Below are 14426 nucleotides of genomic sequence, written 5' to 3'. Positions count from 1 at the left end.
TGATCATTCTTCCTTTCTTACTGATTTTGATTTGTTTCTTGCTGTGAAGTGCTATCTTCCATCTTTTCAAAGGTTTCTTGCGTCACGACATCCGCAATACGAATATTGATTTCTTTGACAGTTAATGTGGTCAACCGGCTGACTTCTTGCAACACGATTTCTTGAACCTGTCCAAATAATTTCGGCATATCTTTCCCATAAAGCACGACTACTTCTAAATCAACAGCGATTTCTTCTTTGCCAATCTCAACATTGATCCCAGAAGCGACTTGTTCCTGTTTTTCAAGGGCTTCTGTTTCGTCGGTAATGAATCGGCCATTCAAGCTGATCAACCCATCCACGGATGTCAATGCTGCAGCAATAATCGTTTCAATGACTTTCTCTTCAAAGGACAGTTCATTCGTTGGTTCTTGCTGATTTTCTGTTTGTTGATCGTATGTCATTTTTCACACTCCTTGGTTTGACGAATACAAATATGCCAACGCGCTCACCTGTTGCACAACTTTATTTACTCAACTTTCAAACGCTAGGAAAATATCCTACCCTTTAAGCATAGTTTTTTTTCGGTTTTTTTACAAAGAAAAACACTTGTTACCCGAAAAACAATCTATATTGAAACAAAATAGGTAGGTTAAAAAAACAACAGTAATTGGATTCACTGTTGTTTTCTTACATTTTTAGATTCAGAGTTTTATTTTTTATAGCTATTGACCATGCTCTATCTTAATCCCCTTGCTTCACCTGTCAATCACTAGTGCTATATTTGTGATCTCTGTTAATTCGTTATAAATCTGGGCTTTAAGTATATCCCCTTTCAAAAGAGAAATTTTTACTGTCATCCGATCAACTTTCACTTGAATCAGTCGTTTCTGATAGGTGATTTTAAAAGTATAACTCTTCCATTTTTCTGGAATCGTCGGCGAAAGAATTAGCTCCTTACCGTCAGTTCTTACACCCCCAAATCCATAAACAATATTCATCCATGCAGAAGCAATTGACGTTGTATGAAGTCCCTCTCTGGTATTACGATTAAAGTTATCTAGGTCCATTCTTGTCGCAAATTCAAAAAATTGATAGGCTTCCTGCTCTTTTCCTAGCTCAGATGCCAAAATAGAATGAATAGAAGGAGAGAGAGACGATTCATGAATCGTTTTTGGCTCATAAAACTCGTAGTTGATTTGTTTTTCAGCAATGCCAAAAGATTGGTTGTATAAAAACAAAAACATTAACACATCAGGTTGCTTAATCATGTTGTTCCGGTAGATACGGTCATAAGACCAATGATCATATAACGGAAATTCATCAACGGGAATCGAATGAATATCAAGTTCCGGTAACTTAAAAAATCCATCGTGTTGTTCAATCAAACCATTTTCATCTTTGAGTACGACCATCTTCTCCGCACACTCTTGCCAATTTTGATATTCCTTTTCTATGAGTCCACACTTTGCTAAAGTAGATTGGAAGCTTATTCGATCTATAGTCTTCATTTCTTCCAACACTTCTAATGTATACTCAAGCGTTCGCTTAGCCATATAATTCGTATACGCATTATGATTAACCATCATTTGAAATTCATCTGGTCCCATCACCCCAAAAAAACCAAATTCTCCATTTGTAGACCATGCACCCCGAGAAACTAAAAATCTTGAAACTTCAATTAAAATCTCAATTCCATGGGAATACAAAAATTCTTTATCATGTGACACATTTACATAATGCCAAATGCCATAAGCAACACCTGTACTCGGTTGGAATTGCAGACTAGCATGTTGCCACAAATCACACGCTTCGTGACCATTTAAAGTAGCAATTGGATAACAAGCACCTTCGCAGTCTAGTTGTTTTGCTCGTTCTTTCGCCTGAGGCAATGTATAGTATCGAAACTCAAGCAAATTTTTTGCTGCGCTTAAATTTGTTAAGAGATAGAAAGGTAAGCAACAAGTTTCAGTATCCCAAAAAGCAAGTCCACCGTATGCTTCGCCCGTTAATCCTTTAGCACCAATATTGTGATTAGGATTTTGTCCATAATAGGTTTGATGCAATTGAAAGATACAATAACGTATACCTTGTTGGTTTCGCGTATCTCCCTCAATTTGAATATCTTCCTGATCCCATACGTTTTTCCAATGTATTCTATTTCTTTCACAGACTACATTAGAGGATAATTGTAATTTCAAAGCTTGAGAACCTATTTGACTTAGATTTCTTTCATCGATTCCCGTTTTATTCACAATCATAGTTACCCTACGCTCTACTTCAAATACTTCTTTCTCCTTAAGTTTAACGTTAAACTCAAAACCGATAAATTTGTCCCTCTCCACGATTCGAGTGTCTAGGGACTTTGAAGCTACAATAGAAAAACCTGCATAAACTTTCTGTTTAGTCGTACTTGTTTCTGCTATCATTGAAGCACTAAAATGATTCGAATTTTTTTCTTGTTCTTTCCAAAAATTTCTCCCTTCTCCTTTGTGAATCGTGTTAAAATCTATCCCCATTAAAATTGTTAAATCTGCATCTCCTTCAAGAGTTTCTATTGAGATATTTTGATATCCTTGGGTCACCTCTTCCATGTTTAACATACGTTTAAAAATAATTTTTACTTTTGTTTCTTTATTTGGTTTCCAATGAAAGCTCCGAATTAATATCCCAGTCCTTAAATCCAAATGTCGCTCAAAGTTATCTATTTCGGCATTAGCAAGATCTAAAGAAGTATCACCACACCAGATTCTTGTATATAACCAATCAACTGCGTTGACCATAAAATGACTTCTAGCAACAATCCCTTTGTATTTCACATGATTTTCTTGGGGACTGTTCTCATAAACTCCGTTGAAATAACTTCCAATTAATGTTTCACCTGAATAGCCTTCTTCGAAATATCCCCGAACTCCCATATACTCATTCGCTAGCGAGAAAATAGATTCTGATACTTCGCTTCGACTCTTTTCGAAGCCTTTTTCCGAAACCAACCAAGGATCAACTGTATAATACATATCTGCAATTTTACCCATAGCACTACCTTTCTAAAATGTCGTTTTTCTTACAACCAAAGTTCCATTCAATAATGTAATTTGGCTTTCTTTTATGTGTTCATCAACAATATTAACTAATGTTTTCATTGCTAATTCGCCTTTTTTGGTTTGGTCTAACCTGATAGTTGTTAATGGCGGATCATTCAAAGCTGCATATCGAATATCGTCAAAACTAATGATTGACAGTTTTCTTTCGTGAAATGACTTCTCCTGTTTCAATCTGTGAATGAATTTTATTGCCAAATAATCGGCCGTTACAAGTATACCTTGGAAATCATCTAGATGATTCAGGATTTCTTCTTGTTGCTCTTCTGTGTATTCTAAATCTGCATCTAGTTTTATATGATAGTCTTTAAGTGCATTGTGATAACCAATATAACGTTGCTGGATAACTGATGTTTTATTTTTGTCAAATTCATAAGATAAGAAACCAATTTTGGTTAATCCTTTTTTCAATAAATAAGTTGTTGCTTTGTAGCTTGCATCTTTATCATTGGTATTAATAAAATAGCTGTTGGGATAATCTTCGATATGACTGTACACTTTTTCTTTCAAATGAGTATCAATGAAAATCATTGGTACTTGAATAATTTGATGTACTTCCTCAAATAGTTCCTGGCTAAACCCAACAGCAATGAAACCATCAAATCGCCAATTTTTCTGTACTTCTTCTATATCTTCTGTTTTTGTGACGCTATGCACTAAAGTAAAGAAATTATGTTCCTTTGCAACTCGCTGGATACCTTGCAAAATTTCGTTCACAAAAGGATCCGCAAAGTCTAAATTCTTCTGATCCGAAAAATACAATAATCCGATCAAACGTGATGAGGATTTCACTAGGGCCCGAGCATTCATATTTGGCGAGTAATTATATTTTTTTATAATTTCCTCGATCATATCGATTTTATCTTGGGACACGCGATGCGCTTTTTTATTAATAACATTTGAAACTGTTGTTACACTGACACCTGCTTCTTCAGCAATTTTTTTGATTGTGATTTTCATGCGCTTGGTCCTTTCGAACGTACTCGTTTTCCCTTATTATACCGCATTATATCTTTCCATCAATTAGTTAGTCATTCCTTGATAAGACTTGCGAATTTACACTAACTGAAACAGTATTTTTCGTTCATTTCCTCATTCTACATTATTATAGATAGTTCTTCCTAAACACTTTATGCGTTTATTCTTTTAGGACTACATCTGAAGAAAACTTTTTTCTACTTTTTGGTAGATTTTTCTAAATCTCAAATTATTGATTAATGATATGACTGAAAACCCACCAAACGTATAAAAATAAATCGATGTTAGTAAACGTTCTGGGCTACTCAAACTAAAATAGACTACAGCGATATTAAACAAAAGCAGTATAAATGTTTGTTTTCCATTTTGGACAGCAATCAAAAAACAATTCTTTACGCTCCTTGCTATCGTATCTTCATATCGCCCTAAGTAAGAAAATAGGAGCAAAAACAATAGAAAAAGTGCTAAGACAAATGGAAATAAAATTCCTATTCCTATTGCTCTTATCTGTGCTGTCTGTTGCTCAAATAAATAGAAATCTATCAAAAAAAGAACACTCATAAGAAGTATAGCGCCCCAACTAACTGTAGCTTGAATAAAATTCTTTTTGAAACAAGTAAAATAACTTTTTACAATTCCTTCATCGTTATTTTTCAAAATTTTTTGCCAGCTTGTATTCAAACTAACTAAAGACGCACCAATCGTGATGATAGGAATACTAGTAACCAAAAACAATACATTTAGCAAAAACAAATCTGTTGTTCTCCCAAGAATCTTAATTATTGGACTATTAAAATTTATTATTTCTTTCATTTTTTCTCCTTCCAGAGGAAAACTAATTTGATAAAGCTGAAGTAATTGTTACCTCAGCTTTATCCTTTTTTTAATTTAATGCCGCATTGTATCTATCAAAGGCATCCTGTTGAATTTGCATAAACTCATCAATTCCCATTGCTTCAAGTTGTTTCAAATAGTCACTCCATTCTTCCTCCACACCGCCTTCTACGATCCACTTAGCAGCTGTTTGAGAAGCATATGAACCAATATCGACGTACAATGCAGACAAACGTGTCAGTTCTTCTTGTGAATACATCACATTTGGAAAGGCTGGCAAAACGTATTCATTGATCTGATTATCAAGAGCTAATTTCAAGCCATCTCCTTGTGTTTCATCGATTGTTACTCGGTCATTAAAACCTTCTTCGACATATTTAGGTCCGAAATCACGCAAAGAATTGATCCATGCCCATTCATCAGCGGAGGTGTCATTTTGAGGTGGTAACACAGTATATTGATCCCCATCTTTTTCAACCCCAACACCAAATGAACCATAGAATGTTTGAATGCTTGCATCATCTGTATAAAATTGATCCGCCCACTTTAACAATTCACTAGGGTTTTCGCAACTAGTGGTCACCATAAACTCATTCCGCCCATAATTGTAATGATCCGGATCAGAAATGACGTATCGGTTGCCATCAGGTCCAACAAGTGGAGGCAAAGCAACATATTCTTCAGCATGTAATCCAAAAGTAGCATCTGCTGTCCATCCAGCAGCTACACCCACCAGAGAAACATCCTTGTTCATTCGTTTTGCATCGCTCATAGAAGTATCTGCTGTAAATAATTCAGGGTCAATCAATCCTTTTTGATAAGCTTCGCTCATCCATCCAATACCATCACGATAGGATTCTTCAATACGAAGATAAACAGGTTGATCGTCTTTCAAGCTCATTTCATAGGTATTGTCTGCACCAAGACGATTATCAAAAGGTAAAATAAAAGAAAAAGTTTCGCTAAAATTCCCAACCCCATATGGAATTTCATCATTCAAGTCACCATTTCCATTCGCATCACCTTCATTAAAAGCAACTAAAACATCTATAAATTCTTCATAGGTATCTGGCATATCTAACCCCAGATTATCTAACCATGTCTGATTGATAAACATCTGGTTTGCAATCAATGGCCGCATTGGCAACTTTTTCGGTAAACTGTATATATGTCCATCAGGTGAAGTAATCATGGCTCTAAGTTTAGGATCACTCTCCATAATTTTAGACAAATTCGGCATATTTTCTTCGATCAATTCTTCCAAAGGAATAAAGACATCTTGATTTTGAGCAATTTCAGCATCTGTAAAGGTGATTGATCCTAAAAAAGCATCCGGTAAATCCCCCCCGGCCATAAGCACAGATTTTCTATCTCCCCAGTCAGCTGATAAGTGAATATCCCAATCAATTTTAATACCTGTATTTTCCTCTGCTTCTTCTAGGAAACCTTTAGTAAAATCATCTCCCCAGTCAGCCCATCGGACAGTTGTGATTTTAAAATTATTATTACCGCTTTCATTATTACTTTGCTCGATATCTGATTCTTGATTGCCACAAGCAGTTAGTGTTCCGAGCACCCCAATAGATAAAAGTAGCTTTGACCATTTTTTCTCAATCATTTTACATTCCCCCATTTATTCTTTTAAAGCGCCAATCATGACACCTTGATTAAAATATTTTTGTAATAGTGGATATAACATCATAATCGGCGCTGTCGATACAACAATTGCTGCATACTTCATCATATCAGCAGTCGCTCTTAACTCAGAAGCCAATTCTCCAGTTGCTTGTGTTTGGAGCAATTGGTTACTAATTAATAGTCTCCGAAGAATCAGTTGCAATGGTTGAAGATTTTCATTTGTTAAATAAATCAAGGCGTTGAACCATGAGTTCCAGATACCCACTGCTGTCCATAACCCAATAACCGCCAATATTGCTTTGGATAAAGGCAAAACTATACTGATAAAATATCGAATCGTTCCACATCCATCAACTTGAGCAGCTTCCCATAATCCTGCGGGAATACTATTATTGAAAAATGTTCTAGCAACAATGATATTATAACTTGATACCGCAAATGGAATGACCATTACCCAAAATGTGTCCAAAAGACCTACATTTTTAATCGTTAAGTAAATAGGAATCAATCCACCAGAAACAAACATCGGGACAATGAATACGATAGCCACCCACTTTCGACCAAATAAATCTTTTCTAGATAGTGCATATCCTGCTGGTATATTGACAAATAACGCAACCAAAGTACCAACTACCGTATACATAACTGTGTTCAAATAACTGCGCCAAAAAAGTGATTGCTCGAACAATCTTGCATAACCATCTAATCGCCAATCATTTGGTAATAACCAAACTTGACCACTTCCAACATCTGCTGGGTCACTAAAAGATGCAATGATGACAAACCATAAAGGATAAATGATTAGGAGAATTAAAACGATTGCTATTCCATAGACAAAAAAATTGAATATTTTTTCCGAACTATTCATGTGTCTTCCTTTTTTTGCTTCCATATTCCCCTCCTAAAATAACCCTGTTTTTGTAAGTCGACGGGATAATGAGTTAACCATTATCAATATAATGACATTAACCACCGTATTAAAAAGACCAATAGCAGTAGAATAGCTGTATTGAAAATTAATCAACCCTACTTTGTAAACATAAGTTGATATAATTTCGCTCCCTGCTAAATTCAATGGATTTTGAAGCAATAGTACTTTTTCAAACCCTACACTCAATAGCCCGCCCGCGCGTAGAATAAGTAAAATCATTGCAGTTGGCAAAATCAAAGGTAAATCAATATGCCTAATTTTTTGTAGTTTAGAAGCACCATCCATCGTAGCAGCTTCGTAATAAGTTGGATCAATTGCTGACAGGGCCGCCAAAAAGATAATGCTGTCCCAACCAACATGTTGCCACACATCACTCCAAACATACACACTAGCAAAGCTTGTAGGTCGCGATAACAGAGCTGGTATATCAATCCCAAATAAACCTAAAAAGTTTACAATCAACCCATTATTTGGTGAAAGAAATAAAATCAGCATGCCGCACATCACCATAGTCGAAATAAAGTGTGGTAGATATGTTGTAACTTGAAAAAATTTCTTGAATTTTTCCACTCGGATTTGATTACATAGAATTGCCAGTGCTATGGGTAATGGAAATCCCACTACAATACTGTAAATCGAAATTTTTAGTGTATTTCTAATCGTTACGCCAAATTGATATGAACTAAAAAACTGAGAGAAATGCTTAAATCCAACCCAAGGACTTCCAAATATACCTGAAGAAGGAGTATAATCTTTAAACGCAATCACTAAACCTGACATCGGAATATAAGTAAACACCAACAATAAAATTAACGCGGGCGCTAATAATATATACAAAGAAAGACTATTCTTCACTCTGCTACTGTATAAACTTTTATTACTCTTCCCCATACTCGAATCCTCCCTTTTACACTAATCTAATGATAAATACTGTCCATTCTTTTAGTGATAACTCTTCTTTCGTTCAAACTTGAAAATTTGAACTTGATTTTCAGCAATTACCTAGTTAAAAATAATCGTTTTGTCTAGCATTAATTTCACCTCTTTTTCATTTGGTTTAACGTTAAACCTAAAATTAATTAAAGTTTAACGTTAAACTTTAATTATGTCAACGCTTTCATTATAAATTTTTTTTGAATTTTGCCACCTATATAATAATTAATATAGATATGCGGTTATATTACCTACTATGTAATCACCCTTGTTCATCCCCTCTAAAGTATTTAGATACAAAAAAAGCAGTGATTACTCACTGCTCTCACTGCTTTAATTCATCGTAATGACAATTTGCTGTATCCTCGATCCACTGACACCTCTTTATATGCCGGGCGCATGATCTTTTGTGCATTGACCAATTCTTCGATCCGATGGGCAGACCAGCCAACGATTCGGGCGATTGCAAACATCGGTGTATACAACTCCTCCGGCAAATCTAACATATTGTACACAAACCCACTGAAGAAATCGATATTGGCACTGACCCCTTTGTACATTTTGCGTTTTTCTTTGATGACTTCAGGCGCAATCCGTTCCACCATAGTGTACAGTTGATATTCTTCCCATGCCTGACTGCCTTTTTCTTGGGCCAATTTGGCGACATAGTTTTTGAAAATCGCTGCTCTTGGATCATTGTCGCTGTATACGGCATGCCCCATGCCATAGATCAATCCTTTTTGGTCAAAGGCTTTCTTATCCAATACATTCTCCAAATACACGCGAATCGCTGATTCATCCGTAGTATCAGCAACTTGTTGTTTTAAATCTGCCATCATTTCTGTTACTTTGATATTCGCGCCACCATGCTTGGGACCTTTTAATGATCCTAGCGCTGCAGCAATCGTGGAATAAGTATCGGTGCCGCTGGAGGTGACGACTCGGGTCGTGAAGGTGGAATTATTCCCGCCGCCATGTTCCATGTGCAAGACCAATGCCATATCTAAGGTTTGTGCTTCTTGGAAAGAATATTCTTTGGTAGGGCGCAACATCGTCAAAATCGTTTCAGCAGTACTTAGATTCTCTGGCGGTCGGTGAATATACATACTTTCCCCTTGACTGTAATGATTATAGGCATGATAAGCATAGATGGCCAACAAGGGGAAGACACTGATCAACATCAAACTTTGTTCCAGCACATTTTCAATACTTATGTCATCTGACTTTGGATCATAACTTGCCAATGTCAGTATACTCCGAGATAAACTATTCATAAGATCAGAAGAAGAAGCTTTCATAATGACATCCCGCACAAAATTTGTGGGCAATGTGCGTTTCTCTGCTAACAGCACACGAAATTCACCTAGTTCGTCTATGGTTGGCAATTCTCCAAAAAGTAATAAATATGCAATTTCCTCAAATCCGAATCGATCTTCATTGACAAAACCTGCAACCAACTCATTGATGTCAATCCCTCGATAACGCAACTCTCCACAAGCAGCGATTGGTTTTCCATCCACGATTTTCTCAGGATATATCGTGGATATCGTCGTCAATCCTGCTAAAACACCAGTCCCATTGACATCTCTGAGTCCTCGTTTTACATCATATTCTGTATAAAGATTCACGTCGATTTGATTGGCATCCTGACATCGTGATGCGAGAAATGATAGTTTCTTATCCTTCTCTAATTTTTCCATAGCTATTTATCCTCCAATCCTATTCTTTACATTCAGATAAATTGTTATTTAATGCCTTGTTCAATCACCTATACAAGGTCCGAATTTTTTTGTTTGCTATTTTTCAAACTTTCACACATTATAGCACGATGATTTAAAAATGAAATCTTTTTCATAATTTTAATTGATTTTTTAAATTAAAATCGTATAATTATTCCTAATAAGAACCAATATTTCGTTTTAAGGAGGATTCATATGAAGTGGCAAACCACATTAACGGTGGATGATACGGCATATACGTACATTGACCTCGTGAAGCTGACCGAACAATTTTCAGCGGATCTTCACCGATTGCCCTATGCGATCCGGGTTTTACTTGAAAGTGTTGCACGTCATCAAGACGATGAAATCACAGAGGCATATTTGCCTTTTCTCGCGCATTGGTCTCCTGCCCAACCTGAAGGCGTGGTGCCTTTTAAACCAGAACGTGTCGTGTTGCAAGATTTTACCGGTGTACCAGCAGTCGTTGATCTAGCGGCGATGAGAGATGCAATCGTTGCATTGGGAGGCGATGCGGAGGCGATCAATCCAGAGATCCCTGTTACACTAGTCGTAGACCACTCTGTACAAGTTGATTGTGCCGGTACGTCTCAAGCGATTGCATTTAATACTGCCCTAGAGTTTGAGCGCAATCAGGAACGATATCAATTTTTGAAGTGGGCACAGCAATCTTTCGATAATTTTGAAGTAGTCCCGCCTGAAACTGGTATCATTCATCAAGTAAATATTGAATCGTTATCGGATGTGATTTTACAAAAGCAAATTGGTACCAATACGTATCTATTCCCCGATACCTTGCAAGGAACCGATTCTCACACCACCATGATCAATGGATTAGGTGTACTGGGCTGGGGTGTTGGCGGGATCGAAGCAGAAGCGGCGATTTTAGGAGAGCCGTCATTCTTTCCTACGCCCGAAGTGATTGGTGTCCGTTTTATCAATGAAATGCCTGCTGGCACAACAGCCACTGACTTGGCATTAAAAGTGACTGAAGTGTTGCGGTTAGAAAAAGTTGTGGGTAAATTTGTTGAATATTTCGGACCTGGCTACAGCAACTTATCTCTTGCCGACCGGGCGACCTTGGCGAACATGGCGCCAGAATATGGTGCAACGTGCGGCTTTTGTCCAATCGATCAAGAAACGCTGAATTACTTAGCCACTACTGGACGACCATCTACATTGATCACTATGGTGGAAGCCTATGCGAAAGCCAATCATCTTTTTTATGATGCACAGCAAGACCCGGAATATACGAAGGTGATCCTTATCGATTTGGCGGAGATCCAGCCAGCCTTAGCCGGGCCTAAAAGACCTCAAGACCGGATTTTACTTCCGGAGGTCGGTACGGACTTTGATCGCTCCGTCACCGCGGACGTTGGGCCGAAAGGCTTTGGCTTGACCCATGAGGAATGGGAAAAAGAAGCCCTTGTTGTGTGGCCAGAAACCACTGAACAGTTGACTACCGGCGACCTGGTTCTGGCAGCTATCACAAGTTGTACCAATACCAGTAACCCTTTTGTGATGCTCTCTGCCGGTTTGTTGGCAAAGAATGCCGTAGAAAAAGGACTAGTGGTGCCAAAGTATGTCAAAACCTCTTTAGCTCCAGGTTCGCAGATCGTAACGACCTATCTGCAAAACAGTGGCTTGATGCCTTATTTAGAAAAACTAGGTTTTTACTTGGTCGGCTACGGCTGTACGACGTGTATCGGTAATTCAGGGCCTTTAGAAACCCCTGTTGCTGAAGCCATTGAAGCAGAGAACTTATTGGTCGCTTCGGTCTTATCAGGCAATCGCAATTTTGAAGGGCGGATCCATCCGCAAATCAAAGCCAACTATTTGGCCTCACCCCCATTGGTTGTAGCCTATGCAATTGCTGGAACGATTCGGAAAGATTTGACCAAAGAACCTTTGGCGATCATCCACGGCCAACCGGTTTTTCTTGCTGATATTTGGCCGACAAATGAAGAAGTCAACGCGTATGTCCAAAAATACGTTGGTCCAGAAGCCTTCCAAGCTGCCTATGCCCATTTGTTCGATGCAAACGAGCGATGGAATGCGATTGAAACCACAGCCAGCGCGGTCTACGGATGGCAAGAAGAATCGACATACATCGCACATCCGCCTTACTTCAGTGGATTGCAAAAAGATTTGCCGCAACAAGGGGCGCTGAACGACCTGAAAGTTTTGGCGAAGCTAGGCGACTCAGTTACAACAGACCACATCTCACCTGCTGGAAGCATTGGGCTAGATTCCTCTGCTGGCAAATTTTTGACGGACAAAGCTGTGCCCTATCGAGATTTTAATTCCTTTGGCTCTCGTCGTGGCAACCATCATGTGATGATGCGGGGAACATTCGGCAATATTCGCTTGCAGAACCAATTGGTGCCTGGCAGTACGGGAAGCGTGACCCACTATTTCCCAACCGGAGAAACACGTTCGATCTTCGATGCTTCTATGGCCTATCAAGAAGCCGGGTCTAGCTGTATCATATTGGCCGGGAAAGATTATGGAATGGGTTCTTCACGAGATTGGGCAGCCAAAGGGACACAATTGCTTGGCGTCAAAGTCGTATTAGCAGAAAGTTTTGAACGGATCCATCGCAGCAACTTGGTAATGATGGGGGTCATTCCTTTAGAGTATTTAGCAGGAGAGACAGCCGAAACTATTGGTTTAGATGGCAGCGAGTCCTTCTTTGTCGCTTTGCCTGAAGAGCCGCAAGTGGGCCAAACCATTGATGTAACCGCCAAAGGGCAAGATGGATCAGCAATCACGTTTCAAACACGCTTGCGTTTTGATGCCCCAGCAGACATCCGCTATTGGAAACATCAAGGCATTCTGCCGATGGTCATCCGTAAAAAAGTCACTGAAACAGGAGGTGCAGTTCATGTCTAATCAGTTCCAAGAACAAGGGATCGTGACGGTACCCTACATCGCAGGAGATGGGATCGGCCCAGAAATTTGGCAAGCTGCCCGACCGGTGATCGATGCTGCATTAACCAAAGCTTACGGTCACACAAAAGCGATTGAATGGCTAGAGATTCTTGCTGGTGAAGCTGCTTACACTCAGACCGGCACTTGGCTGCCTGAGGAAACGATCTCAGCGATCAAAACCCACAATCTAGCCTTGAAAGGCCCATTGACCACGCCCATTGGTGAAGGCTTCCGTTCGTTGAACGTCACACTGCGGCAAACATTAGATTTGTATGCTTGTGTCCGGCCTGTTCGTTATTTTTCAGGGGTTCCTTCTCCATTAAAGGAACCCGAAAAAACCGATATGGTGATTTTCCGTGAAAACACAGAAGATGTCTACGCTGGGATCGAGTTTGCCGTGGATGATCCGCAAACCAAATCCTTGGTCGCACTATTGACAGATCAATTTAATGTCCATACGATTCGTTTTCCAGAAGATACAGCTATAGGCATCAAACCGATGTCTATCTCTGGCAGCCAGCGGTTGGTCAAAGCTGCGATCGATTATGCATTGGCGCATGGTCGACAGACGGTCACGTTAGTCCATAAAGGCAATATCATGAAGTTTACCGAAGGCGGCTTCAAGAATTGGGGCTATCAGTTGGCAGAAACCGACTATCCAGATCAATGTTTTACCATGGCACAGTTTCGTCGCTTAATCCAGTCTAATGGTGAAATTGCAGCACAAGAAGCACTCACACAAGCCAAAGCGGATGGCAAACTGATCATCAATGATGTGATTGCTGATAACTTTTTACAGCAAATCTTGCTTTATCCCGAAAAATATGACGTCATTGCCACTTGTAATTTAAATGGCGACTATATCTCAGATGCGCTAGCGGCACAAGTTGGCGGCATCGGTATCGCCCCGGGAGCGAATATCAATTACCAGACTGGGGCTGCAATTTTCGAAGCAACCCATGGCACAGCCCCTGATATTGCCGGATCAGGCAAAGCCAACCCTTGCTCGCTGCTCTTATCTGCTTGTATGCTCTTGGAATACCTTGGGTGGCAAGAAGCAGCTGATATGATTACTTCAGCGATCGAATCAGCCATTGCAGACCAGCAAGTCACAGCCGATTTTGCCGGTTTGCTTCCCGGAGCAACCTGCCTATCGACGCAAGAATTTGGCCAACGATTGATTGACACCCTTTCACGCTAAACACGAAAAAAGCCTTCTTTGCGGCATATATGCGCAAAGGAGGTCTCTTTTATTCCAACTATATTCGTGTACGCTAAAAAAGAAGCTTTACTTTTCGTTTACCATGTTTTATACTTTCGTTAACCAATATAACAAAATAAAAGTTAACGAAAAGAGAGGGA

The 14426-nt window shown here is 39.1% G+C and carries 10 protein-coding genes; 2 read left to right on the top strand and 8 right to left on the bottom strand.

Features of this window, described 5'->3' with window-relative positions; translation table 11 throughout:
• Positions 1-17 precede the first annotated feature (17 nt).
• The 8 genes from AEQ18_RS07750 to AEQ18_RS07715 form a co-directional block, all read right to left on the bottom strand.
• A complete protein-coding gene (locus AEQ18_RS07750; RefSeq protein ID WP_054115762.1) occupies positions 18-443 on the bottom strand; it encodes an Asp23/Gls24 family envelope stress response protein in 426 nt (141 codons plus the stop codon).
• Between the two features lie 294 nt (positions 444-737).
• On the bottom strand, positions 738-3014 hold the full coding sequence (locus tag AEQ18_RS07745; RefSeq protein ID WP_054115761.1) for a glycoside hydrolase family 65 protein: 2277 nt from the start codon (positions 3012-3014) through the stop codon (positions 738-740).
• Between the two features lie 12 nt (positions 3015-3026).
• Positions 3027-4040, bottom strand: coding sequence for a LacI family DNA-binding transcriptional regulator (locus AEQ18_RS07740; RefSeq protein WP_054115760.1), 1014 nt, complete (start codon positions 4038-4040; stop codon positions 3027-3029).
• 192 nt (positions 4041-4232) lie between these two features.
• Positions 4233-4871, bottom strand: coding sequence for a YesL family protein (locus AEQ18_RS07735; RefSeq protein WP_054115759.1), 639 nt, complete (start codon positions 4869-4871; stop codon positions 4233-4235).
• Positions 4872-4941: 70 nt separating this feature from the next.
• Positions 4942-6510 (bottom strand): extracellular solute-binding protein, encoded by a 1569-nt coding sequence (locus AEQ18_RS07730; protein ID WP_054115758.1) that lies wholly within the window; start codon positions 6508-6510, stop codon positions 4942-4944.
• Positions 6511-6525: 15 nt separating this feature from the next.
• Complete coding sequence (locus AEQ18_RS07725) at positions 6526-7422, bottom strand: carbohydrate ABC transporter permease (protein ID WP_054115757.1); 897 nt, start codon at positions 7420-7422, stop codon at positions 6526-6528.
• A 9-nt stretch (positions 7423-7431) separates the two neighbouring features.
• Complete coding sequence (locus tag AEQ18_RS07720; RefSeq protein WP_054115756.1) at positions 7432-8352, bottom strand: ABC transporter permease; 921 nt, start codon at positions 8350-8352, stop codon at positions 7432-7434.
• Positions 8353-8732: 380 nt separating this feature from the next.
• Positions 8733-10094 carry a citrate/2-methylcitrate synthase gene (locus tag AEQ18_RS07715; RefSeq protein WP_054115755.1) on the bottom strand — a complete coding sequence of 454 codons (1362 nt, stop codon included), beginning with the start codon at positions 10092-10094 and terminating at the stop codon, positions 8733-8735.
• Positions 10095-10328: 234 nt separating this feature from the next.
• Between AEQ18_RS07715 and acnA the strand changes: the two genes are divergently transcribed.
• Positions 10329-13025, top strand: coding sequence for an aconitate hydratase AcnA (gene acnA / locus AEQ18_RS07710; RefSeq protein WP_054115754.1), 2697 nt, complete (start codon positions 10329-10331; stop codon positions 13023-13025).
• Positions 13018-14265 (top strand): NADP-dependent isocitrate dehydrogenase, encoded by a 1248-nt coding sequence (gene icd / locus AEQ18_RS07705; protein ID WP_054115753.1) that lies wholly within the window; start codon positions 13018-13020, stop codon positions 14263-14265. The genes acnA and icd overlap by 8 nt, the downstream gene beginning before the upstream one ends.
• The last annotated feature ends 161 nt before the right edge of the window (positions 14266-14426 follow it).

It is taken from the genome of Enterococcus sp. RIT-PI-f (assembly GCF_001297065.1).
In the GTDB taxonomy this organism is placed as follows: domain Bacteria; phylum Bacillota; class Bacilli; order Lactobacillales; family Enterococcaceae; genus Enterococcus_D.
Note: the sequence above shows the minus strand (reverse complement) of the source record. Positions and strands in the feature narration are given on the sequence as shown.